Here is a 23,545-nt window from a genome sequence, read left to right as displayed (position 1 = left end):
ACCAAGAAAGCGTCTTCACGAAAATGGATAAAAAACGCCAATGCGGCGCAACACTGAACTAATCCGAAACCGCGCAAAAAAGGCCGGGGACTGCGCCGCGGAATCTCCGCCGCTTTTGCCCCCGACCCCCGTACTATTCCGGATACTTCTCCTCGCTGGACGACTCGTTCTTCGTGCCGTCCTTGTCGCGCTCTTCCCTCTGCTCCATTTTGACGTCCTCTACCGGGATCGGATCGACGTTCCGCTCGCTTTCCCACATGTCGAACAAGCTCTCGTTCTCCGTCGGATACTGCTCCGGGTTGTCCCGTTCCCCGCGCGGCCACACCTTCGGCATTTTCTGCTCCCGTTCCATTTTCCGTTCATCCGACATCCCAATCGCCTCCCCCTTCTTATTCCTTCAGCATTTTGAGCGGCTCCACGGCGGGTCCCGCCTTCACGCCCCCGGTGGAGTCGAACCGCGAACCGTGGCAGGGGCAATCCCAGGTACGGTCACCTTCGTTCCAGGAGACCTCGCATCCCATATGCGTGCAGGTCGCGTCCATGATGTGCAAGCGCCCCTCCGGATCCCGGTAAGCGGCGGCTTTCTTGCCTTCGTGGCGGATCAGCGCGCCCTGGTCCGGCCCCAGGTCCTGTACCTTCTTCGTCAGCCAAGGCAGCTTGCCCTTGACGTATTGAACGGCGACGTCGGCATTGTGCGCCACCAGGGACTTCACGCCCCCTGAAGCCAGATGCCGGGTCGGGTCGAATAAATTCGCGTAGGGATTTTCGATGCCGAGAATCAGATCCCGGATCAGAAGCGCCGCGGCGGTGCCGTTCGACATTCCCCATTTGCGGAACCCCGTCGCCACGTAACTGCGCGGATGCTTCGAGGTCGCCCGCCCTGCGTAAGGCAGCTTGTCCGGCGTAATCAGATCGTGGGCGGACCACCGGTACAGGATGTCCCCCGCTCCGAACGTCTCCCTCGCGAACGCCGAGAGCGCTTCGTACCGCCCGCTTGTGCAATCGTCCTGCCCGGTATCGTGCGACTCGCCGCCGACGAGCAGCAGCTGCTCCCCGCGGTAGGTGATCGCCCGCACGGAACGTTTCGGGTCGCCGGCGCTCAAATACATGCCGCGGGGCAGCTCCCCCGGCATCCGGAAAGCGAGTGCGTAGGAGCTTACCGCATGCAGACGTGCGAAATACATCCCGCTTTCGAAAACCGGAAAATGCGAGCAAGACACGACATCAAGACAGGTCACGCGGCCACCATCCTTCGTGTGGACGACCGAGGGCTCGCCTTCCTCCACCGTTTCGACGGTCGTCTGCTCATAGACAAGGCCGCCCATCTTCTCGAATTCCTCCAACAGCTTGGTCAGATAAGGCACCGGATGGAACCGGGCTTGTCCCGTCATGGCGACCGCCGAACGCGCCGCGATCGGAAGCGGGATGCCGTCCTCTAGCCGGCAAGGGATGCCGAGCTTCAGGTAGGCCTCGTATTCCAACTGTACCAAGCGAATTTGCTCTTCATCCGCCGCATACAAGTACGCGTCCTCGACGGCATAATCGCAGTCGATATCGAGCTCCAAAATTTTGCGCCTGACGAAATCCATGCCGTCCCGGTTGGCCGCGTAATAAAACAAAGCGTCGTCCTGCCCGAAACGACGGATCAGCTCGTCGTAGATGAGATCGTGCTGCGCGGTCAGCTTGGCGGTCGTATGCCCCGTCGTTCCGCCGAGCAGCCGCCCGGCTTCGAGAAGCACGACCCGTTTGCCGGCTTGGGCCAGCAGGTATGCCGTCGTAATCCCGGCAATGCCTGCCCCGATGACGGCGACGTCCACGGTCAAATCTTTCTCCAGCTTGCCGTAGGACGGCCGCGACGACGAAGCCAGCCAGTACGATACCGGAAACCTCGGCAGCCCGCCAACGTTCCCTTGCTGTGGATTCATGTTCCGCCCCCTCCTTCTCGCACCTTTTTCGAAAACCGCATGCTTACTCCTATTTAAACGTCCGTATGAAAATGAAAATCCGGCCCTCTTGCGCAAATAGGCGCCGGGCCGGATCGGGTAACGGATCCTTATGTAGTTGTACGGCTCAGAGTCCCGGCCTAGACGTTGGCGTTACGGATGTCCGCCTCGCTGTAGGAGGATGCCGAATAACGGAACAGGGCGAATCCGAACAGCACGTACAGGATGGCGCTTACAATCGTTGACAGGCCGAGGTACTCGAAAGGAAACAGCAGGACGAACGCGTAAGCCCAAAGTCCATAAGGGAGGTATTTGACGTTTTTGGAGATCAGCGTCAGCCAAATCCCCGCGAAAAAGCCGTAGTACCCGAGCACGTAGAGAGGAATTTTGTTAAACAGCGTATCGATGGTGTGGTAGCCGGAGTAGGACACCATCTGGAGAAGAAGTTCATAGAGAAACAGGATGCCGACTCCGCCGAACAAGAGATGAAGATGATACGGCACAAAGCTGCGAATCCAGGGAATTGAGGTGAACCAAGCCCTTAATTCGCGAACCACCGAAGCAAATTGCTTCATGTTACCGCCTCCTTTTGGTTCTATGTATATCGCAGGAAAAGCGGCATCATGCAAGGATAATGGCGGTCCGTCAACCAAACTTGTAATACAGCACGAGATAGGTTGCCAAGACGAACAGGAAATTCAGCGCGACGAAGACGATTCGGTCGATGCGCGTCCGATGCATATCCACGGGAGGTTTATAGAAGCTCATTCCCTCGATGATGAACAGAATCAGAACGATATGGATCATGAAATGCCCGACGATTTCCACATAGCCGAAAAGCATCATCGTGAGGATGAAAATGCAAGTCAGGACAATGGACAGAAGCCTGTTCAAAATGCCGACCACGAGCAAGTACCCGACCACGAATTCGATGAATGCGGAGAGTACGATGAACACGGCGGGCGCCTGCTTGGCCAGCTCCTCCTTCATTTTCAGCAGGCTTTCAGCGACTTTTCATGCACGCTTCAGGAACGGGGGTTATTCTCTATATATTCAATCCAGGAGGTGAGCCTATGCGAGACCCTATTCGCAAATCGCTCCGTAAGTGGGCCGTCGGAGTCGGATGCACGTTATCCGTCGCCCTGTTGTTCAATAACGCCAAGAACAGCGACGCCTTTCAAGGCGCCGTCCAATCGATAACGAATGGAAACCATTCTTCTTCGCTTCAGCAAGACGGCTCCTCTTCCGCTCAGGATGATCCCGTCATCCAGGAATGGCAAGATCAGCAAAGCCAAGATTCTTCGAACGATTCCGGAACGTTCTCGGACGGCGGCTCTTCCGGCTTCGGAGACAGCTTCGGCGGAGGCAGGTCGAGCGGCGGGTTCCGATCCAGATCGGGGCATTCGTGATGGCCGCCCTCACTTTGACCATGGAACGCTTCAGGGCCATGAACACCGACGTAACCGTGGCGCTCGCGCTTGAACCCAGCCCCGCCGGGGAATCGGCATTCCGGGAAGCCGGAAGCTGGTTCGCCTACGCCGAGAGGGTATTCAGCCGGTTTCGGCCCGACAGCGAGCTCAGCGGTTTGAATTTATCCGCCGGCCTTCCGGTGCGCATCTCCAAAACGATGGAAGAAGTGTTGGAGTTGGCCCGCCACTATCAACGGGTGACGAACGGCATGTTCGACCCCGGCATCTTGCCGCAGCTGCTGCAGGCGGGTTATACGGTGAGCTTCGAACGCATCGCATCCCGTGAAAGGGGCATGTGGGCAGAGCAGAAGGAACGCGGCGGTTCGCGCAAGGGCGATTGGAAACTATTCGGCCCCCTGCAGACCGTCCGGCTGGATCCCGGCACCCGGATCGATCTCGGCGGCATCGTGAAAGGCTGGGCCGTTGACCGATTGGCCGACCGTTTGATCGCCAAGGGCATTGCGGCAGGCATGGTGAATGCCGGGGGCGATTTGCGGGTTTGGGGGAACGCGGACTCGCCGGACTGGGAAATCGAGATCGATGATCCCCGGGAGCCTGGCGCCTGCTTGAGCGTCGCTGCGTTGCGGAAAGGAGCCGTCGCCACCTCCAGCGTGCTGGGCCGAAGCTGGCAAACGGCGGAAGGCCGTAAGCATCATCTCATCGATCCTCGGACGGGCAAGCCTTCGGAATCGGATGTGCTGCAGTGTACCGTGGCGGGCGATACCGCAGTCGAGTCGGAAATCGCGGCCAAGACGGTCTGCATGCTCGGAAGCAAGGAAGGCGCGGAATGGCTCAGGGAAGCTTGCCCCCGCAGCGACGCGTTCCTCTTGACCCGTGACGGAGAGCGGAAACTGCTAAGAAGCGACGTTTACGCCGCCGGCACCCGGAATTGGAAAGGAGAGTGAATGCTGGATGACTGACTTGTTGCTTCAATTGCCCAGTTGGATGATCGCCCGGGTTACGGGTTTGGTCGCTTACTACCTTCTATTCGCAGGGATGTTCCTCGGTATTCTGTACGGGGCGCCCACGCTTAAAGGGCCTTGGAAAGCGCGGGTGTACCGCTGGCATACCCGGTCCCAAGGCGCCGGCATGATTTTCGTGCTGGCCCATATCCTCATTCTCGTGATCGATGCCTACAGCCCGTTTAATTGGTCGGATCTGCTCATCCCGTTCTCGACACCGGAGCACCCGATCGCCTACGGGATCGGCTCTATCTCCTTCTACCTGTCGCTCATCGTCCTGCTGACGTCGGATTTCCGGCTGCTGATGCCCAAGAAACTGTGGATTACCCTTCACATGCTGTCCTACCCGGTCTTCTTCCTTGCTTTGCTCCACGGTATCTATAGCGGCACGGATACCCAGACGCCGGCCATTTTCATCGGTTATCTGGCCAGCGCGGGCATCCTGATTCTTGTCACCTTCTACCGCGCAGCCGTCGAGACTCGAGTCGCCGCCAAGAAAGCCGCCATGTAGTCACAAGCTGCCCCTCAAAGAGCTGGAGGGCAGCTTTTTTGCGATTGTACGGTGGGTGCGTGGGCAATAGTGGGATTTACTCCCACTATTATTTCATTGTCTAAATAATCCGGCCAATTAAGGGGAAAATGTCCCACTAATTTGCCCAATACGCCTCTCTCTAACCCTTCGCACACAATATTAGTGGGAGCTTTTCCAATTAATCTTCTGAAAAACCCATTTTCTTTAAAATTAGTTGGAACTTCTCCCACTATTCCGCCTCACACCAACCGCCCCCCGCCATCCACCTCCGCAACAAACGCACCTATAGGCCACCCCTCCGACACGAAAAAAGGCACTTGCTCCGAAGAGCAAGTGCCTTTGCTTTGATCAATACAGGTGGCAAGCGACGAAATGTCCCGGCTCGACTTCCTTGAACTCGGGCATTTTCTCCGCGCACTGCGGCATCGCGGCCGGGCAGCGTGTCCGGAACGGACAGCCGCTCGGCGGATTCAGCGGGCTCGGAATCTCGCCCTTCAGAATGATCCGCTCGCGCGAGTGCTGCAGCTCCGGATCCGGAATCGGAATCGCGGACAGCAGCGACTGCGTGTAAGGATGCAGCGGCTTCGCGTTCAGCTTCTCCGACGTGGCGACCTCGACGAGTTTGCCGAGGTACATAACGCCGATCCGGTCGGAAATATGCTTGACCATCGCCAAGTCATGCGCGATGAACAGGTACGTCAGGCCGTGATCCTTCTGCAGCTTCTTGAACAGATTGACGACCTGCGCCTGAACCGACACGTCCAGAGCCGAGATCGGCTCGTCCGCGATGATGAACTGCGGCTCGATCGCGAGCGCGCGGGCGATCCCGATCCGTTGGCGTTGGCCGCCGGAGAACTCGTGGGGAAAACGGTTCGCGTGCTCTTCGTTCAGGCCGACGTCGTTCAGCAGCTGGGCGATGCGCGCTTTACGCGCTTTGGAGCCTTTATGAAGGCCGTGGATATCCAGGCCTTCACCGATGATTTTACCGACGGTCATCCGCGGGTTCAGCGATGCGTACGGGTCTTGGAATACCATTTGCATCTGCTGGTTGAACTTGCTCATTTCTTTGCCGCTTAGTTTCTGAGCGTTCTTGCCGTTGAAAATGACTTCGCCGTCGGTGGCCTGGTACAGGTTGATGATCGTACGTCCGGCCGTGGACTTGCCGCAGCCGGATTCGCCTACGAGACCGAACGTTTCGCCGCGCTTGATCGCGAAATTCAGGCCGTCGACGGCTTTCAGCGTACGATTGCCGCTCAGGTTAAAATGCTTCTTGAGGTTGCGCACCTCGAGAATATGATTGTCAGCCATTTGCGCGTCCCCCCACTTCTACCGGCCGTTCTACCTTCGGCGCGTCGGGATGCAGCAGCCAGCATGCGGCGCTGTGGGATTCGGAAGCATAGAAGTGCTCCGGATCGTGATTCAAGCAAACTTCCATGGCATACGGGCAGCGAGCCGCGAACGCGCAGCCTTTCGGAGGCGCGAACAGATCGGGCGGCGTACCCGGAATGGATTTGAGCTCGCTGCTCGTATCGCTGTCGAGACGCGGTACGGATTGCAGAAGCCCCCACGTATACGGATGCTTGGGATCGTAGAAAATTTCATCCAGGGTCCCTTGCTCCACGACTTTACCCGCATACATGACGATGATCCGCTGGGCCATTTCGGCCACGACTCCGAGATCGTGGGTGATCAAGATAATCGAGGTCCCCGTTTTCTCCTGGACATCCTGGAGAAGGTCCATGATCTGCGCTTGGATCGTCACGTCCAGTGCCGTCGTCGGCTCGTCGGCGATCAGCAGCTTCGGATTGCAAGCAAGCGCGATCGCGATCATGATGCGCTGCCGCATGCCGCCGGAAAGCTCATGCGGATATTGGCGAAGACGCTCGGCCGGGTTGGACATGCCGACCAGTTGGAGCAGCTCGATGGCACGGGCGCGCGCTTTTTCTTTGCTGCCGCCTTGGTGCTTGCGGATGCTCTCCATGATCTGCGAACCGACCGTCATCGTCGGATTGAGCGAGGTCATCGGGTCTTGGAAGATCATGCCGATTTCCGCGCCGCGGATTTTCTCCATTTCTTTCTCGGACAGCTTCGTGATTTCGTACTTGTCGTCGAACTTCACGGAACCGCCTTTGATATAGCTTGGAGGCGTAGGTACCAGCCGCATGATCGTCTGGGCGGTTACGGACTTGCCGCACCCGGATTCCCCGACGATGGCCAGCACTTCTCCTTTATTCAAGTTGAAGGACACGCCGCGAACGGCCTGCACTTCACCGGCGAACATTTTGAAGGAAACCTGCAAGTTATCGACTTCAAGGATCGGCTTGCTCATTCGTCAGCCTCCTTATCTTCTCATTTTCGGATCGAGGGCGTCGCGAAGACCGTCCCCGAGCAGGTTAAAGCTAAGCAAAATCAAGCTGAATACGATGGTCGGGAACGTCAGCCGGTGCGGATGGTACCGCATGTACTGCGCGCCGTCGCTGAGCAGGTTGCCGAGCGATGCGAGCGGCGGCTTAATCCCCAAACCGATAAAGCTGAGGAACGACTCTACGAAAATCGCCGTCGGTACGACGAACGTGATTTGAACGACCACGACGCTCAGTACGTTCGGGATCAGGTGTTTCAAGATGATGCGCCACGGCTTCGCTCCCAGCGTTTTAGCCGCGAGCACGTACTCCTGCTCTTTCAGCACGAGCATCTGTCCGCGAACCAAACGGGCCATGGTGACCCAGCCGGTGATGGCATACGCGAGAATGATCGACCAGATGCCCGGCCCCATGACCATGATGAGCAAAATAGCGATCAGCAGGTAAGGAATCGAATAAACGATTTCGATAAAGCGCTGCATGACCGTATCGACCTTGCCGCCGAAGTAGGCGGAAATGCCGCCGTACAGCACGCCGACCACCAGATCGAGCACAGCCGCTATGAGGCCGATGAACAGCGAGATTCGGGTGCCCCACCAGACGCGGGCCCACATATCGCGGCCGAAATCGTCGGTTCCGAACCAGTATTGACCGTTCGGCCTGACGTTCGTTTGCTTCAGATGCTGCGTGGAATAATCGAATTTGCCGATCAACGGCCCGAAAATGGCGAGTAAAATCAAAACGCTCAGGACGACGAGGCCGAACATGGCCAGTTTATTCTTTCTCAAGCGACGCCAAGCGTCCGCCCAATAATTCAGGGAAGGACGGACAATGGCTTCCGCGCTTGTCGTTTTCTCAGCCGGTTGGAACATATCCTTAGGAATGGCTTCCATCGGTTTACTTCCCCTTTCCCAGACGGATTCGCGGATCGACGAAGCCGTAAACGATATCGGTCAGGAACATGACGATAATCAGTACAGCCGCATAGAAAAGAGTCAATCCGGTAATCATCGTGTAATCGTTCGAGTAGATGGAAGACACGAATTGGCTGCCCAGGCCGGGAACCGAAAAGATTTTCTCCACGACCAGCGTGCCCGTAAGCACGTTAACGGCAATGGGACCCAAAATGGTCACGACAGGAAGAATGGCGTTACGAATCATGTGTTTGCCGACAATGGTAGAACGGGAAAGCCCTTTGGATTTCGCCGTCTTGATGAAATCGAGACCCATGACTTCCAGCATGGAAGCCCTCATCATACGAGCCAAAATGGCGATCGTGCCCAGAGACAAAGCGAGAGCGGGCAGAACGCGGTGTTCGGGTCCGAGCCACAGGCCCGGAGGCAGCCAGCGCAATTTAACGCCGATGAAATAGGAGAGCAGCGGCCCGATAACGAACGAAGGAATCGAAATGCCGATAAGCGCAATGATCGATGCGGTGTAATCGCCTGCTTTGTTATGCCGCAGAGCGGCGATAATGCCCAGGAAAAGACCGACGATGATCGCGAAAATCAAAGAAATGAGACCGAGTTCGAAGGAAGCCGGGAACGCGTCCTTGATGACGCTCACGACGGAGCGGGTCGGGAACGAGTAGGAAACCCCCAGATCTCCTTGAACCACGTGACCCAGATAAGTCAGGTATTGCTGCCAAACCGGTTTGTCCAAACCGTATTGCGCCTTGATAATTGCCAGGCTTTCGGGCGGCAATTTCAAAACCGCTTCACCAAAAGGATCTCCCGGCAAGAGCTTCATCAGGAAAAAGGTAACCGTTACGATGATCCACAGCGTGACCACCATGTACAGCAACCGGCGCAATGTATACTTCAGCACAAGGAAATTCCTCCCTTCCGTTTAACATGAAAGAAGCCGCCTCCCTTCAATGCAAGAACGGCTTCCTTCATGTATGGCTTTAACTTAATGATAAACGGTTGTTAATAAGTTGAAGCTTACTCGAAGTGAGCCCACTTCAGTTCGAAGTCCGGACCGTACGGCGGAAGGATCAGATCCTTCAGCTTCGGATTGATGACGAACGGAGACGAACGGAAGTACAGCGGAGTTACAGCTTGCTCGCTGAGCAGGATTTTTTCGGCTTGAACGAGTTCATCGGAACGCTTCGCCAGATCCTGTTCAACTTGCGCTTTCTTGATCAGATCGTCGTACTGCGCGTTCGTCCAGTCCTGCGTGTTCAGCGGGGAACCCTTCAGGAACATGTCGAGCCAGGTCATCGGGTCGTTATAATCCGCGCCCCACAGCGTCGATACGATCGTGTAGTCTTTCTTCAGTTCTTTGTCCAGGCGGTTTTTGTGCGGCATCGGTTCAGCCGTTACGGTTACGCCCAGGTTGGTTTGCCATTGGGAAACGAGATATTCGTCCATCTTCTTGGCGGTTTCGGTGTCGTCGGAAAGGATGGAAATCGCCGGCAGCTTGGATACGCCAGCCTCAGCCAGACCTTCTTGCAGCAATTGCTTCGCCTTTGCAGGATCGAACGCGATAGCGTCGTTGCCGGCGATTTTACGGAACTCGTTGCCGTTGCCGTCGGAGTTGCCGTTCGGCACGAAGCCGGTAGCCGGTACGGAACCGTTCATCAGAACCGTGTCGGCCAGGCCTTGACGGTCGATTGCCATGGAGAACGCTTGACGAACTTTAGCGTTCGCGAAAGCCGGAACTTTCGTAGCTTGGAAGTTCAGGTAGCCCGTAACGAGCTCGCTCTTGATTTTCAGGTCTTCTTTGCCTTCGTAAGCTTTCATTTGGTCGCCTTTGATGTCGGCATAGTCGGTAGCGCCCGTCTCATACAGGTTCAGACCGGTAGCGGTATCTTTCACGATGTTCAGCGTGACTTTCGTCAGCTTCACGTTCGCAGCGTCCCAATATTTCGGGTTTTTCTCAAGAACGAGCGTTTGGTCGTGGTCCCACTTGGTGAGCAGGAACGGTCCGCAGCCGATGACTTTGTCGGCGTCTGCGCCGTTTTTGTCGCCCAGCGGCTCTACGAAGTCTTTCTTCTGCGGGTAGAAGTTCAGGAACGCCAGCATGGACGTGAAGAACGGAATCGGGTGGTCCAGCGTGATCTCAAGCGTTTTGTCGTCGATCGCTTTGGCGCCCAGGTTCTTCTTCGCCGCTTCAACGGCAGCGTCGTCTTTCGCGCTTTGGATGTCGTTGCCGCCTTTGATCCAAGCGACGACGAACGCGTACGTTGCTGCCGTCTTCGGATCCAGCGTGCGCTGGAAGGAGTAAACGAAATCGTTGGCCGTTACCGGCGAGCCGTCGGACCAGGTGATTCCGTCACGCAGTTTGATCGTATAGGTCAGGCCGTCTGCCGAAATTTGCGGCATGTCGGCTGCGAGTGCAGGTTGAGGCTTCATATCTTTGTCCAGACGGTACAAGCCTTCGCTGACGGCTCCAAGGAACGTGAACGAAGCTGCGCTCTCCGCTTTCGATACGTCCAGAGCCGGCGGATCCGCCCGGTAGTTCATGACCAGTTCGGTTTTGCTGTTGCTGCTGTCGCCGCTTGCGCTTGCGCTTGCGCTGCTGCTGGCGCTGCTGCTCGGACTGCTGCTGGCATCGTTTCCGGAGTTCTTACTGCCGCAAGCGGCAAGAGAAGCCCCGATTAAGGTGACAGCGAAAGCAGTGGTGAGAATCTTCTTAAGCTTCATTCCTTAAACCCCTCCTAATATTTTCGTTCGACTTGCGCTAGCATCTGCCAAGCATGGGACCAAGGGTCCCGTCGCAAGGATGGCTCACATCAGGATCGAACAAATTAAATAGTACTACCATTGTTCGTGATCTGCAATCGTTTAATTTCTGTATGTTACATTACCTAACACGGTAAAGTGAAGGTAATTTACCATAATCTTACCGAAAGCGATTACACGAACGGAATTTTATGAGCGCAAACGTATAGCGCATTTTGTTGCCCGCCTCAAAAAGCCCGATAAATCAAGTTTTCCACGCAATTTAAGAATCATGCTGAAAAAGCAGAATATTTATACCGTGCATAAAAATACGGCAATGTACAAAAACTAGCCAAATTGCTTTCTGGACACGAATATGCCTGTCGACCGGCTTTTTCGTTTGTTTCATTAACAGAACTGCATGGATATGTCAGCGCATTTGACGTTTGAACTTCCCTACTATATAATGAAATATCGTAGAAAGTAACCCTCAGATTTTTCCTCGTAAGGACAATCCTCCTCTTGTCCAACCACATTCCTTGAAATCAATCGGCTGCTGGAAGGAATACACGAACTCTCACTGGAGCGGCCTAGGAGCCGCAAGAACGATGGAGAGGCAGGGCTATCGTTGTTTTCGTGCTCGTGAATGACGAAAAATCATACGGTTACGCTACCGGATCCGGACACGCGCTTTCGTTGCTGCGCCGCGGATCCCCTAAATAAAAGACCCCCGCTGGGCTTAAAGCCTGCGGGGGTCGTCCATTTTACCGGGAATTTCGCCATGCGGTTAATGCATCATTTGAATTTCGGCGGCTTGCCCGCCTTCGGACGGCCGGTACTTCGGACGGGTCAGCAGGATGCCGAGCAAGCCTCCGACGATCGCGACGTACACGAGAATGCCGAAGGTATAACCGAAGGCGTCCGCTTGGTAAGCCAAAGCCGTCTCCGGAGTCGGGGCCCCCTTCTGAATCACCATGTCGTTAAACCGGGAAGCCGAAACCGTCGTCAATCCCGCGACCGCGAACGACATGACGACTTGCTGCGTTGCGTTCGTCAACGAAGTGACGCGTCCGACCAGGTTTTGCGGAGCGGATTGCATCAAGTGCGTGTTCAGCGGCATCATGAACAGTCCCATGCCGGCTCCGAGCAATGCGAGCGGAAGCATGATCGCCATGTCGGAGGAATCCGCGGAAATGTTGGAGAGCAGGAACGCGGCGACCGTCGTGACCGTCATGCCGGCGAGCACGAGCGGTCGCGCTCCGAACTTGTCGGACAGCTTGCCGCCGATCGGCATGAAGAACGCGGAAGCCAGCGCCTGCGGGAGCATGAGCAAACCGGTCTTGATCGGCGTGTAGCCTTGCGCCTGCTGCAGGAACAGCGGAACGAGGAACATCGTGCCGAACATCGCCATTTGGGAAATCCATTGCACGATGATGCCTCGGCTGAAATTGCCGGAACGGAACACTTTGAGCTCCAGAAGCGGGTTCTTATGGCGCAGCTCGAAAACGATGAAAAGCAGGAGCGCAACCGCGCCGACGGTCATGCCGACGATCGCATCCGTGGAGGTCCACTGGGCTTTGTGCGTGAGCGGGTCGATCGATCCGCCTTCGGAAACGCCGTATACCAGCGCCGCGAAAGCGATCGGAGCCAGCAGAATGCCCAGCATGTCGAGGCCCGGCACCGATTGACGCGCGATGTTCGGAAGCGAGCGGATCCCGATCAGGATGCCGAGGACGCCGATCGGCAGATTGAGCATGAAAATCCATTCCCACGTCGCCTTTTCCACCAGCAAGCCCCCGAGAACGGGACCCAGCGCCGGCGCGAGCAGGATCGGAATCCCCATCATGCCCATGACCTGGCCGACTTTGCCGGGAGGCGCCAGCCGGTAGATGAAAGCCATCGCGATCGGAGCTACCACTCCGCCGCCCAAGCCTTGGATGACGCGAAACACGATCAGCATCTCGACCGAGTTGGCCAAGGCGCACAGCCCTGATCCGATCGTGAACATCGCGATGGAAATAAGGAAAACGCGTTTCGCGCCGAAACGGTCCGACAGCCAGCCGGCCAGCGGAATGACGGCGGCTTGCGCGAGGGCGTAACCCGTGACCGTCCATTGGACGAGCGACAGGTCCGTCAATTTGAATTCCTTCATTAATTGCGGCAACGCGACGTTGACGGCCGTGCCGTCCAGAATGACCATGAAAATGCCGATGATGATGGCCACGAGCGGGCCGAGAATCTGCCGCATGGACAAAGAGCCCTCTGCGGGTGCATTGCTTGCGTTCGCTGACATGGATATCCTCCTATCCTCCTGAAACCTGCCTCCGCGCTGCCTCTCTGCCCTAAATTGACCGTCGCTTGAGATGACGGTAAGATAGGGGTACCGGGCATCTACGGAGAAATAAGACCAAGAAAAACGGACAACTGTCCGCTTTATAATTCGATGTTACCGGACAATTGTCCGGATGTCAATCGAAAATTGCCATCGCGGAGGGACGGAACATGCCTGCTCGGGTAGAACGCAAAGACGCTGCCGAACACCGCAAACTGATTCTCCGAACCGCCGAGTGCCTCTTCGACGAACACGGCGTCACCGGAGTCAGCATGCACCAAATCGCCAAGACCGCCGGAATCGGGCAAGGAACGCTTTACCGAAGATACGCCCACAAGGGCGATTTATGCCTCGATATGATCCAGAACTACAGCGAAACCTTCTTGGAGGAAGCACAGGAGTACTTGGCGGAACATCGCGAGTCGCCGGCGGAAGAACGGCTGGGATGGCTTCTCGACTCGTGGATCGACGCGATCGAGAAGAAAGCGGATTTGATCCTGACCATCCAGGCCCATCATATCAAGGAAAGCGACGACAACCGTTCCGGCTCCTTCTTCCAGACCCCTCTCTATCTGTTTCTTCGGGACCGGATCGCGGAGCTGCTGACCGAGATCTGGGCGAAACGAGAGGAAGCCTCTCCGCCCGTCCCGCTCCTTACGGCGCATGCGCTGATCTGCGCCATGGCGCCGCACGGCCATTTTTACATCAAGCGGGAACAAGGGTATACCACTCAGCAAATGAAGAACAATTACCGGCAAATGTGCCTTCTCCCGCTTTCGGATGCGGAATCATAAAATGAAAAACGGGCTGTCCCCTTGGGGAACAGCCCGTTTTTTCGGTTAAGCGCCGTACGTTCTTTTCTGACGTTGGCGCTGACGGGAAACGCGAACCTGCGTCTCGATCACCAGCATGATCGCCAGGACGAACTCCACCAGGAGAATGCCGGCCATTGCATCGAGAACCACGTGCTGTTTCACGAACAGGGTGGACAGGATGATCAGGGACGACATGCCGGTGATGAGCGTCATGTTCCATTTGTTGCGGAAAGAGCTGGTCCACAGCAGCCTCATGACCATGTAACTCGAGAAGCAGTGGATGCTCGGGAAGCAGTTAAACGGCAGGTCCCGGTTGTAAATGAACTGGATCAGCATCGAAAACGGGTCGTCGCCGTCCACGATGGGGCGCGGCACCGTCGTCTGGAAGAACGCGTAAATGACGTAGCAGGTCAGCGCGCAGACGGTGTAAGTGACAAGCCCTTTATAGTAGAGGTTCACGTCTTTCTTGAAGAAATAGACCAAGCAAACGTAAATGTAGAAGATCCATACGGCATAAGGCAGCGCGAAATATTTGACGAACGGCATGGCCTTGTCGAAAGCCGTAACGAGCGAATAGATGTCCTGGTCCGCCCGATTCGTCCACTTGTACATCATGCCGAGGAACGGAAAAATCAGCATGAAGCCGAGCGGAGCGTACTTCCTCCAATCCAACTTGCGCAGCAAAAACACTTGATCAACCCCTTTTCTCTATATCGCCGGATTGGATTCAGTTCAGCTTGGGCAAGCTTTGAACGTACCGATCCGACATGTCTAGCAGCTTGAGCGCCCTGTTATATTGATCTTCCGTCGCATCCGATGCGGCCGGCTGCGATCCGCCGAAGCCGAGCAGCGTGCCGTCGGAAAATTTCTCGCCCGGAACGAAAATGCCTTTATTATTAATAAACGATCCTGAAGGCAAATAATAACGCTCGGGCAGCAAATTCGAGGACTGATTCAGCAAATCCTCCCCGAAATGAACCTGTGCCTTGGTTGAAACGCCCAACAAGTTGGCTACCGTGGGGAAAATATCGGCCTGGCCGCCGGTTTGCGGCATGACCTTCGGCCCCTGGATCCCCGGAACCGACAAGATAAGCGGGATATTCATCATTTCCGTCGGACGATACTCGCGCCCGATCAAGCCTTCTTCTTCCATGAGCTTCTTCTCATGGTCCGTCAGCGAATAAATCGGCAGCCCCATATGATCGCCGTAGATGACGATGACGCTGTCGTCCCAAAGCCCGCTTTGCTTGAGCTTCGCGATGAATTGTCCCAGCGCGTAATCGGCATAGTTCTGGGCTTCGATATAGTCGCCGACCAGCGTGCCTTGGAACCTCTCCGGAAGCTGGAACCGGATTTTGCGGTCCGGGATGTTGAACGGATGATGCCCGGACATCGTGATGATCTGCGCGTAGAACGGCTTATCGGCGGCATCCATCTCCGCCAGCTTGGCAGCCGTCTTCTCATACAGCAATTCGTCGGACGAACCGAAGAACACCAAATCGTCATCGCCGAAAAACTGCTTGTCGTAATACTTCCCGAAACCGAGGGCCGCGTACAGCTCTTTGCGGTTCCAGAACTTCACGTCATTGGTATGGAACGTAGCCGTGTCATAGCCGTTGGACGCGAGCAGCCGAGGCATGCTGGGCAGCAGCCGGTCCCCGAAATCCTGGGAAGCGGCGCCGTGCTTCGGCACGTACAGCGAAGTATTCACCACGAATTCCGCATCGGCCGTGTTGCCTTGCCCGACCATCTGGTAGAAATGCGGAAAGTAAACCGTGCTTCCGAGCAGCTCGTTCAAGTTCGGCGTGATAGGCGTCCCATCGATCTTGGCTCCCAGCAGGAAGTTTTGGAACGCCTCCATCTGGATGACGATCAGGTTTTTGCCTTTCGCGATTCCTTGAAATTGCGGCGTTGACGGCTCGGTGATTCCTTTCACCTCGTCGATCGCGGCCGGAGTCACGTCCACCGGCGGTTTCGGATCGGTCACCATGGCCGTGACCGCATCCTTCGTCCCCGCGGCGATTTCGACCGTCTGGTAAGGGATAATCCCCATGTTCTCCGATTTTTTCAGTTCGTTCATGCTCGCCCGGCTTTGCCATACGTTCGCGAGGCAGATCGTGATCGAAAGCAGAAACAGGCTGAGGACGATACGTCTCGGTTCCCGTCCGGCAAGCTGCATGCGCCATTGCCTGAAGCCCTTGCTCGCGGCCAAGAGGATGGCGAACAAGACGATATCGGTGAAGATCAGCAGGAAATACGGATGCAGCAGCGACATCACGCTGCCCTGTACTTCCGTGACCTGGCCGACCTGCTGCAGCGCATGATAAGTAACGACGACTCCGAAATATTTATAGTACATAATAACGGCGAAATACACACAGGTGAGGATGAGATCCGCGGCGAGATAAGCGCCGAATTTTCGTTTGGGGGCCAGCCATTCGATCAGGCAGAATACGACCCATACGGCCGGTAAATCCGTGATCAGCGGAAGCCAGTTCGATCCGTCCGCGAAGAGGACGTATTTCGCCAAATAGATTTTAAAAAGCATGATGAGGGTAAAGAACACGAATGGCTTGGCAAACCACCGAGTTCCGTGCCATTCCCGCACAGAAGCCCCCCCTTTCCAGACTCCGCCCGTTCTCTTTGTAAAGCGGCCCTATCTATTATAAAGGATGAGCGCTTCACAAGAAAGAAGAACCGTTTGGACGGGTAGTTAAAGGTTGGCTAAAGCACGGGTAGAACATATAATGTAGCAAGACGAAAGGAAGTGTCGGCATGAGCATCAAATACACGAGAGACTACGACAAAATTTTGGACGATTTATCGCGCGCCATCTCCACGATCCCCCAGTTCTACGAAACGTTCGAGATGAACGACACGGAATGGACCGGTCTCGACGAGAACGAAAAAGCCGTCTGCCTGAGGACGCTGGCCGACGACGTATTCTATGTGCTCGGATCCGACCCTTCCGCGCCCGTAGGTCCCGGACTTGCCGAGTACGACGCGGCCCACTCGGTCATCAAGATCACCGCCGGTCCTCAACTCGTTCACGTCGTCACGCTGCGCGAATAGTCAGTTGTATGCGGTTTTAACGGTTATTAGAACGTTTTTCGTCCGAGAGCTCGCCCGCAATCCGCTCGACCGTTCGCTCCAGGTCGACGTTTTCGCAGACGAGCTCGCACTGTTTCCGGTAAGTGACCTCGTCCGCGTAATGGTCCAAATAGGACTCCATCACGTCGAAACGCACTCCCTTGCTTTCCAGCCGTTCACGGACGGTAATCTTGTCTACGTAGATGAATACTCGGATGACACGGTCCCCGTACTGCCGTTTGACCGCCTCCGCTCCTTCCCGATTGAGCACCAAGCTGACGCCGTGTCCCGCCCCCAGCGCCTCTTCCATTTCCCGTTTCAATATCCCGTATCGGTGGCGGTCGATCTCCGCCGTTTGGACGAAAGCGCCTTCGCCGGCCCACCTCTCGAACGTCTCCGCGCTTACATAATGGTAGTCCGTATCGGGCCGCTCCGGATTCCGCGGCGGTCTCGTCGTCGCCGAAACGACCGGCCTCAGGCCCAACAACCCGGAAACGCGCCGGGCGATCGTTTTGCGTCCCGCCCCGCTCGTCCCCGTGAACACGATAATGTCGCCTCGGTTCATTCGCCTCTCCCCCTGTCCGTGTTTACCCGATATATCGGCAGGACAGGGACGAATTGCGATATCTCACTGCGGCAAGGGCTGAGCCGTCGTCAGCCGGCCGATCTCCCGCTCCCATTCCTCCGGCTCGATTATGCCGGACATGAAGCCGAGAAATATCGGAGCCGCGGACGGGTCGGCAGCGATGCGCCGAAGGATGTCCGCCTTCTGCGCCGGATCCGATAAGGCCTCCGTTCGCGTGCAAGCTTGGCGGAATCGGGACAGCAGCCGTTTTTCAAGCGCGGATTGGTAGACGGAGCCGATCAGCTCCCAGTTGCGGCCCCAGTGCCTCGGATGGTAATCCGACAGAACCGCGGCCAGCAGCTTCGCTCCGTATAAAGCGTCATGAACTCCTTGCCCATAACGCGGATCTCGGCAGGTCAAGGCGTCTCCCGCGAGCGCCCACCCGGCGCCCATCCCTTGGTACCAACCGTTCTCGAAGCCTTGCGCGCCCCGAACGCTCTCGATCTTCGCCGCTTTGAGACGCTTCGGCAGAAGCGTACCGCCGAACGCTTCCGCGACGAATGCCGGAAAGGCGGTTTCCGGATGGGCCGAGAAACGGGAGCACCAGACCTCGCTGCTGAGCGGAAACACGATCCGGACGGCATGCCGGCCTCCGCTCGTCGGAAACACCGCCGCGCTGCCCTCCCGGGACTCGAAAAATTCGGCCAAAGGCGCGTCATCCTGTTCATATTCCGTGACGTACGCGACATAGCAAGCAATCGGCACCGTTTCCGAATAGATCCGGGCGCTCTCCGCCATCAGCCGCACGGTAGACATGCGGCCGTCGGCCCCCACGACCAAATGGGCGGAGAAGCTGACCGCCCGGCCGTCTCGGTGCTGGCCGATGACGCCTGTCACGACCCCGTTCTCCCGCAGCAGTCCGACGACCTTGAACCCTTCCAGCATACGGACGCCTGACTGCTTTTTCGCATGGTCCAGCAGGACGTTGTCGAAGATCTGCCTGCGGACGCACAAGCAGGAGGAAGCCTCTTCTCCGCCGGGCAACAGCCCTCCGATGACCGTGCCGTCCGAATAGAATTTCGCGCGTCGGTATCTCGGGCCTCCGGCCGCGAGCAACCGGTCCAGCACACCCATTTCATGCAGCATCGCCAAAGAATCGCCGTGAAGATGGTTCACGCACAAGGTATCGCTGGGAAACAGGTTTTCGTCCAGCAGCAGCACTTCGAAGCCTTCTTGAGCGAGCTCGTACGCCAATGCGGCGCCGGCAGCTCTCGCTCCGACCACGATGACGTCGTATTCGGATTTCATCTCCGGTATGCACCATCCGTCCGTTCTGTCAATTTTGCATCCTATTTCCAATAATAGATCCCGCTTCCAGAATATGACCAGTTACATTCGTCATATGTCTGGTCACAAGTCGCGCAAACGGGATAAAAAAAGAACCGCCGAAGCGGTTCTCTCGATTATCCGACGAGCAGCGATTCCGCCCCGTCGATGTATACGGCCGTCCCCGTAATGAGCGAGGACCGGGGTGACGCGAGGAACAGAACCAACTCCGCCACTTGTTCGGGCGATCCGGGCCCGTGTTGAAGCGGATCGGAGCCTTCCGGGAAAATGACCGGGATTTTGGCTTCCTTGGCTTCGGGGGTCACGTTCGTGTTCTCCCCGATATTCGTCCGGATCGCGCCGGGGCAAATGGCGTTGACCCGGATCCGGTGCTCCGCGAGCTCGAGCGCGGCCATCTTCATGAAGGCGACCTGCCCCGCCTTGCTGGAGCTGTACGCGCTGGCGCCGATGTTGGAGAAAATCCGGTTCCCGTTCACGGAGCTCGTGATGATGACGCTGCCCCCTTCGCGTTTCAGATAGGGAATCGCGTATTTGAGCGTGAGGAAGGTTCCCCGCAAATTGATGCCGAGCGTCGTGTCCCAATCTTCCGGCGTCAGATCCTCTATCGGCGTCCACGTGCCGTTGATCCCCGCATTCGCGAACACGACGTCGATCCGTCCCCATCGTTCCGCGACCTGGGACATGCCGTGCTCCACGGCTTTCGCATCGGCTACGTCGGTTACGACGACGAGGGCTTCTCCCCCGTTCGATTCGATTTCCTCCCTGACCTTCTCCGCGTCTTCTGCCGTCCGGTCCAGCAGAGCGACGCGAATGCCTTCCTGAGCCAGCCGCAACGCGGCTCCTCTTCCGATTCCCGAGCCGCCTCCCGTGATGACGGCCACTTTACCCTTCATGTTCTGCTCGGCCATACGGATTCCTCCTTCGATTCGCGCTTGTGCGCCTCTTCGGACAGCTTTGCCTTCATCTTTATTTGGCCCCATTGTCGGGCAGTTGAAGCATGGCGATTAATAAGGCGGTCATGGGGCATACTCGTTTGAGGATGGCTTGTTGACCGGACCGCCGGAGACAGGCTTCCCCCGACGCGAGGGGAAGTCTGTCTTTTTATTCCCGGGAGGAACGAAATTGGAACATAAGAAAAAATGGGACCTTGCCTCGATCGCCACGATTCCCCTTACCATGACGCTGGCGAATTCGATGCTGATTCCGATTTTGCCCGCCATGCAGAAGAAGCTGGACATCACGCCGTTCCAAGCCAGCTTAATCATCACGGTTTACGCGGCCATCGCCATCTTTTTCATCCCCATCGCCGGATATCTGTCGGACCGCTTCGGCCGCAAAGCCGTCATTCTTCCGAGCCTGTTCATCGTCGCGGCGGCGGGTGCTCTGTGCGGATGGGCGGCCATGAGCTTGGACAAGGCATACTCCGTCATTATATGGGCGCGCCTGCTGCAGGGATTGGGAGCCGCGGGAGCCTTCCCGGTCGTGCTCCCGCTCGTCGGGGACATGTTCAAACGGGAAGAAGACGTCAGCACCGGCCTCGGCATCGTGGAGACGGCCAATACGTTCGGCAAAGTGCTGAGTCCCGTCCTGGGCTCGCTGCTCGCTTTGTGGACATGGTATATGCCGTTTTGGGCGATTCCCGTGTTCAGCCTGCTTTCTTTTTTCATGGTCATTTTTTTCGTGAAAAAACCGAAGCGCGAGTCGGACGAAAAACCGATGAGCCCCGGCGCGTTTCTCAAGTCGATCGGGGAGCTGTTCCGCGAGAACGCCCGCTGGCTGTATGGAATCTTGGCCGTCGGCGGACTGGGCATGTTCATCGTGTTCGGCTCGCTGTTCTTCCTCTCCGAGACGCTGGAAGACCGGGGCATCGACGGCGTCACGAAAGGCGCGATCCTGGCCATCCCGCTCGCCGGCCTATGTACCGCCGCTTATTTGACGGGCAAATGGATCGGGAACAAGAAGCCCCTTATGAAATGGATCAGCGTCATTGCCTTGGCGCTCGGCACCGCGGCTTTGTTCGCGATCGCGCTCATCCGCAGCGAGAGCACTTGGTGGCTGGTGGGCATTCTGACCGGCGGTTCGATCGGACTGGGAGCGGCACTGCCTTGCCTCGACGCGCTCCTGACGGAAAGCATCGACAAGAAGCGGCGCGGGACCGTCACCTCCATCTACAGCAGCATGCGTTTCATCGGGGTGGCAGTCGGCCCGCCCGTCAGCGCGCTGCTCATCAAAAGCTCGATGGAAACTTTGTTTTACGTGCTGGGAGGCGTGTCCGCGGCGGCATGTCTCATCGTGCTGATCGCCGTGAAACCCGAGAAAGACAAGGCCAAACCGAAGGCGGACAAACCTCGGGCCGGGGCCGGCGGATCGCCCGCGCCGGCACGGTAACTTGTCTAAACCGGCAGGAGCGCGAATAGGCTAATCCTAGCGAAGCTTATACGTTAGGAGGCGCGCCGTGACAAGTCCGGTTTACCGTTGGTCACTGAACCTGCTGACCGCAGGTTGTCTTATCCTTGTGTACCTCATTTTCACGCAACGCGGTTTACAATCTTCCGTCGGCATCTTCACCCTCCGCGCCGAACAATGGCAAGCGGTAAAAACCGTGTTCCTCAGCATTTTTTTGGAGGCCTTGCCCTTCATTTTGCTCGGGGTATTCGTTTCGTCGGCCTTGAATCTGTTCGTGTCGGACAACACCCTGCGCCGGATTCTTCCTTCCCATCCGGTGCCGGGCGTGCTGCTGGCCTGCCTGCTCGGCGTGCTGCTGCCGGTGTGCGAATGCGGGATGATCCCGATCGTCCGCGGCCTGATCCGCAAAGGAATGCCCGCCTATCTGGGGATCACTTATATTTTGGCCGCACCGATCCTCAATCCCGTCACCTACGCGTCCACCCACCTCGCTTTCCGCACACAGCCCGAAATGGCCTATTACCGCATGGGACTCGCTTTCGCGGCGGCCGCTGCGATCGGGTGGATTCTCTATGCGTTCGCCAAACGGGACCCGCTTCGTGCGGAAGCCGCGCATCACCCCCATCATGGGCATGATCACCATCATCATGGGCACGATTATAGCCATCATCACCATGCGCATCCCTCCCGCCGAGGAAACCGCGTTATTCAAACGCTCACCCACGCTTCCGACGAATTTTTCGAAATGGGCAAATACTTGCTGCTGGGCGCGTTCCTGACGGCGGTCATCCAGACGTTCGTAAGCCGGCAAGACCTGCTGTCCGCAGGAGGCGGTCCACTCGGTTCCCACCTGCTCATGATGGGCTTCGCCTACGTGATCTCGCTGTGCTCGACTTCCGACGCCTTCATCGCGTCCTCTTTCGCCGGCACGTTTCCGAAAGGCCCGCTGCTGACTTTCCTCGTGTTCGGGCCGATGCTGGATTTCAAAAACACGCTGATGATGCTCGCCGCTTTCCGCACTCGGTTCGTCGTCGGTTTGTCCGCTCTGATCGCGGTCGTCGTCCTGGCGGCATCCCTGCTGCTGGAGGCAACCCTGCTGTGAAGGAGGGCTATATGGAATCTTCGTCAGACCGCCGTCTTGCCATGCACCATGCGATCCGAGGCCTGATTCTGGGCGGATTCGCCTTCTACATTATCCGGCTCGTCCGGACGGACAGCCTTACGCTTTACATCGCACCCAAGATGGCCTTATACGTCAAATTGTCCGCACTCGGCTTATACGTCGTCGCCGCCGTGCAGCTTTTCCAAGCCTACCGGTTTTGGATGGGACAGAGGGAAGCGGCCGAGTGCGACTGTGGGCACCCTCCGTCGGGGCCGTTGTGGAAAAACGTCGCCGTATACGCGTTGTTCGCGGCTCCGCTGTTGGTCGGATTTTTCACGCCGGATACGACGATCGGAAGCGCGATGGCTTCCAAGAAGGGCATGAATCTGTCTGCCGCCTCGTCGGTGAAGCCCAAGAGCGGCGATGCCCTATTCCCGTCAGACGAGTACTCCGAAGCGTATGCCGACTATGCCAAACGCATCTACAAGCAACCCGCGATCGAGGTCACGGAAAAAAGCTATTTGGAAATCCTGACCACGCTGGACTTGTATTTAGATCAATTCGTCGGCAAAAAACTGACGATCAGCGGTTTCGTCTACCGCGACGATACGATCCCGGCGGGCAGCTTCGTGCTCGGCCGGTTCGCGGTGCAATGCTGTACGGCGGACGCGATGCCGTACGGCGTCATGGTATCCGGCGGGCCTGATCTGCGGGAGTACCCGAACGACACTTGGCTGCGGGTTACCGGCACGCTGGTGAAGGCCGATTATTACGGCAGCGAAATCATGGGGCTTAAGCTCGAGAAAGCCGAGAAAATCGAACCGGCGGCCGAACCGTACGTTTCCCCGGACTCGGATTTCGGCGCGGCAGCCCCGGAGTAAGCGCATGAAAAAACGCATCCCGGCGTCCATCGGACGGGGATGCGTTTTTGTTTGCGATATGTTTGCACGGATG

The 23,545-nt window shown here is 57.1% G+C and carries 23 protein-coding genes; 8 read left to right on the top strand and 15 right to left on the bottom strand.

Annotation, left to right across the window (positions count from 1 at the left end):
* Window positions 1–133 precede the first annotated feature (133 nt).
* The 4 genes from EAV92_RS22315 to EAV92_RS22300 all read right to left on the bottom strand — a co-directional run bounded on the left by EAV92_RS22315 (window position 134) and on the right by EAV92_RS22300 (window position 2,933).
* Window positions 134–352 carry a hypothetical protein gene (locus tag EAV92_RS22315; RefSeq protein WP_123043860.1) on the bottom strand — a complete coding sequence of 73 codons (219 nt, stop codon included), beginning with the start codon at window positions 350–352 and terminating at the stop codon, window positions 134–136.
* Window positions 353–389: 37 nt separating this feature from the next.
* Complete coding sequence (locus EAV92_RS22310) at window positions 390–1,925, bottom strand: FAD-dependent oxidoreductase (protein ID WP_123043129.1); 1,536 nt, start codon at window positions 1,923–1,925, stop codon at window positions 390–392.
* A 158-nt stretch (window positions 1,926–2,083) separates the two neighbouring features.
* Window positions 2,084–2,518: a hypothetical protein gene (locus EAV92_RS22305; RefSeq protein ID WP_123043128.1), complete on the bottom strand. Its 435-nt coding sequence runs from the start codon at window positions 2,516–2,518 to the stop codon at window positions 2,084–2,086.
* A gap of 70 nt (window positions 2,519–2,588) precedes the next feature.
* Window positions 2,589–2,933: a hypothetical protein gene (locus EAV92_RS22300; protein ID WP_123043127.1), complete on the bottom strand. Its 345-nt coding sequence runs from the start codon at window positions 2,931–2,933 to the stop codon at window positions 2,589–2,591.
* Window positions 2,934–3,016: 83 nt separating this feature from the next.
* On the opposite strand from EAV92_RS22300, the gene EAV92_RS24665 reads away from it, so the two are divergent.
* Genes EAV92_RS24665 through EAV92_RS22290 form a run of 3 tightly spaced genes read left to right on the top strand, consistent with a single transcriptional unit; the run spans window position 3,017 to window position 4,885 of the window.
* Window positions 3,017–3,352 carry a hypothetical protein gene (locus tag EAV92_RS24665; protein WP_164472893.1) on the top strand — a complete coding sequence of 112 codons (336 nt, stop codon included), beginning with the start codon at window positions 3,017–3,019 and terminating at the stop codon, window positions 3,350–3,352.
* Window positions 3,352–4,317: an FAD:protein FMN transferase gene (locus tag EAV92_RS22295; protein WP_164472892.1), complete on the top strand. Its 966-nt coding sequence runs from the start codon at window positions 3,352–3,354 to the stop codon at window positions 4,315–4,317. The genes EAV92_RS24665 and EAV92_RS22295 overlap by 1 nt, the downstream gene beginning before the upstream one ends.
* Window positions 4,318–4,324: 7 nt before the next feature.
* Complete coding sequence (locus tag EAV92_RS22290; protein WP_123043125.1) at window positions 4,325–4,885, top strand: ferric reductase; 561 nt, start codon at window positions 4,325–4,327, stop codon at window positions 4,883–4,885.
* 369 nt (window positions 4,886–5,254) lie between these two features.
* Here the strand turns inward: EAV92_RS22290 and EAV92_RS22285 are convergent, their stop codons facing one another.
* The 6 genes from EAV92_RS22285 to EAV92_RS22260 form a co-directional block, all read right to left on the bottom strand.
* Window positions 5,255–6,214, bottom strand: a complete 960-nt coding sequence (locus tag EAV92_RS22285; protein ID WP_123043124.1) for an ABC transporter ATP-binding protein — start codon at window positions 6,212–6,214, stop codon at window positions 5,255–5,257.
* Window positions 6,207–7,235 carry an ABC transporter ATP-binding protein gene (locus tag EAV92_RS22280; RefSeq protein ID WP_123043123.1) on the bottom strand — a complete coding sequence of 343 codons (1,029 nt, stop codon included), beginning with the start codon at window positions 7,233–7,235 and terminating at the stop codon, window positions 6,207–6,209. Before EAV92_RS22280 ends, EAV92_RS22285 begins: the two co-directional genes overlap by 8 nt.
* 12 nt (window positions 7,236–7,247) lie before the next feature.
* Window positions 7,248–8,162 carry an ABC transporter permease gene (locus EAV92_RS22275; protein WP_123043122.1) on the bottom strand — a complete coding sequence of 305 codons (915 nt, stop codon included), beginning with the start codon at window positions 8,160–8,162 and terminating at the stop codon, window positions 7,248–7,250.
* Window positions 8,163–8,166: 4 nt separating this feature from the next.
* A complete protein-coding gene (locus EAV92_RS22270) occupies window positions 8,167–9,096 on the bottom strand; it encodes an ABC transporter permease (protein ID WP_123043121.1) in 930 nt (309 codons plus the stop codon).
* Window positions 9,097–9,212: 116 nt separating this feature from the next.
* A complete protein-coding gene (locus tag EAV92_RS22265) occupies window positions 9,213–10,916 on the bottom strand; it encodes a peptide ABC transporter substrate-binding protein (protein WP_123043120.1) in 1,704 nt (567 codons plus the stop codon).
* 805 nt (window positions 10,917–11,721) lie between these two features.
* Entirely contained in the window at window positions 11,722–13,227 is a 1,506-nt protein-coding gene (locus tag EAV92_RS22260; RefSeq protein WP_123043119.1) for a DHA2 family efflux MFS transporter permease subunit, read from the bottom strand.
* A 209-nt stretch (window positions 13,228–13,436) separates the two neighbouring features.
* On the opposite strand from EAV92_RS22260, the gene EAV92_RS22255 reads away from it, so the two are divergent.
* Window positions 13,437–14,060, top strand: coding sequence for a TetR/AcrR family transcriptional regulator (locus EAV92_RS22255; RefSeq protein WP_123043118.1), 624 nt, complete (start codon window positions 13,437–13,439; stop codon window positions 14,058–14,060).
* A 45-nt stretch (window positions 14,061–14,105) separates the two neighbouring features.
* On the opposite strand, the gene EAV92_RS22250 is transcribed toward EAV92_RS22255, so the two are convergent.
* Together EAV92_RS22250 and EAV92_RS22245 are read right to left on the bottom strand one after the other, a co-directional pair.
* Window positions 14,106–14,771: a phosphatase PAP2 family protein gene (locus tag EAV92_RS22250; protein WP_123043117.1), complete on the bottom strand. Its 666-nt coding sequence runs from the start codon at window positions 14,769–14,771 to the stop codon at window positions 14,106–14,108.
* A gap of 37 nt (window positions 14,772–14,808) precedes the next feature.
* Window positions 14,809–16,689, bottom strand: a complete 1,881-nt coding sequence (locus EAV92_RS22245) for an LTA synthase family protein (RefSeq protein ID WP_338134381.1) — start codon at window positions 16,687–16,689, stop codon at window positions 14,809–14,811.
* A 167-nt stretch (window positions 16,690–16,856) separates the two neighbouring features.
* Between EAV92_RS22245 and EAV92_RS22240 the strand changes: the two genes are divergently transcribed.
* Entirely contained in the window at window positions 16,857–17,153 is a 297-nt protein-coding gene (locus EAV92_RS22240) for a hypothetical protein (RefSeq protein ID WP_123043116.1), read from the top strand.
* A gap of 16 nt (window positions 17,154–17,169) precedes the next feature.
* Here EAV92_RS22240 and EAV92_RS22235 read toward each other — a convergent pair whose 3' ends face one another.
* The 3 genes from EAV92_RS22235 to EAV92_RS22225 form a co-directional block, all read right to left on the bottom strand.
* On the bottom strand, window positions 17,170–17,736 hold the full coding sequence (locus EAV92_RS22235; RefSeq protein ID WP_123043115.1) for a guanylate kinase: 567 nt from the start codon (window positions 17,734–17,736) through the stop codon (window positions 17,170–17,172).
* Window positions 17,737–17,799: 63 nt separating this feature from the next.
* A complete protein-coding gene (locus EAV92_RS22230; RefSeq protein ID WP_123043114.1) occupies window positions 17,800–19,044 on the bottom strand; it encodes an NAD(P)/FAD-dependent oxidoreductase in 1,245 nt (414 codons plus the stop codon).
* A 155-nt stretch (window positions 19,045–19,199) separates the two neighbouring features.
* Window positions 19,200–19,991 carry an SDR family oxidoreductase gene (locus EAV92_RS22225; RefSeq protein ID WP_123043113.1) on the bottom strand — a complete coding sequence of 264 codons (792 nt, stop codon included), beginning with the start codon at window positions 19,989–19,991 and terminating at the stop codon, window positions 19,200–19,202.
* Between the two features lie 214 nt (window positions 19,992–20,205).
* Here EAV92_RS22225 and EAV92_RS22220 point away from each other — a divergent pair, with 214 nt between their 5' ends.
* The 3 genes from EAV92_RS22220 to EAV92_RS22210 all read left to right on the top strand — a co-directional run bounded on the left by EAV92_RS22220 (window position 20,206) and on the right by EAV92_RS22210 (window position 23,472).
* Window positions 20,206–21,471, top strand: coding sequence for an MFS transporter (locus EAV92_RS22220; RefSeq protein ID WP_123043112.1), 1,266 nt, complete (start codon window positions 20,206–20,208; stop codon window positions 21,469–21,471).
* A gap of 67 nt (window positions 21,472–21,538) precedes the next feature.
* Window positions 21,539–22,591 carry a permease gene (locus tag EAV92_RS22215; protein ID WP_123043111.1) on the top strand — a complete coding sequence of 351 codons (1,053 nt, stop codon included), beginning with the start codon at window positions 21,539–21,541 and terminating at the stop codon, window positions 22,589–22,591.
* An 11-nt stretch (window positions 22,592–22,602) separates the two neighbouring features.
* Window positions 22,603–23,472, top strand: a complete 870-nt coding sequence (locus tag EAV92_RS22210; RefSeq protein WP_123043858.1) for a TIGR03943 family putative permease subunit — start codon at window positions 22,603–22,605, stop codon at window positions 23,470–23,472.
* Window positions 23,473–23,545: the final 73 nt, after the last annotated feature.

This window comes from Cohnella candidum (genome assembly GCF_003713065.1).
GTDB classification, from domain to species: Bacteria; Bacillota; Bacilli; order Paenibacillales; family Paenibacillaceae; genus Cohnella; species Cohnella candidum.
This window is presented reverse-complemented; position numbering and strand designations above follow the sequence as displayed.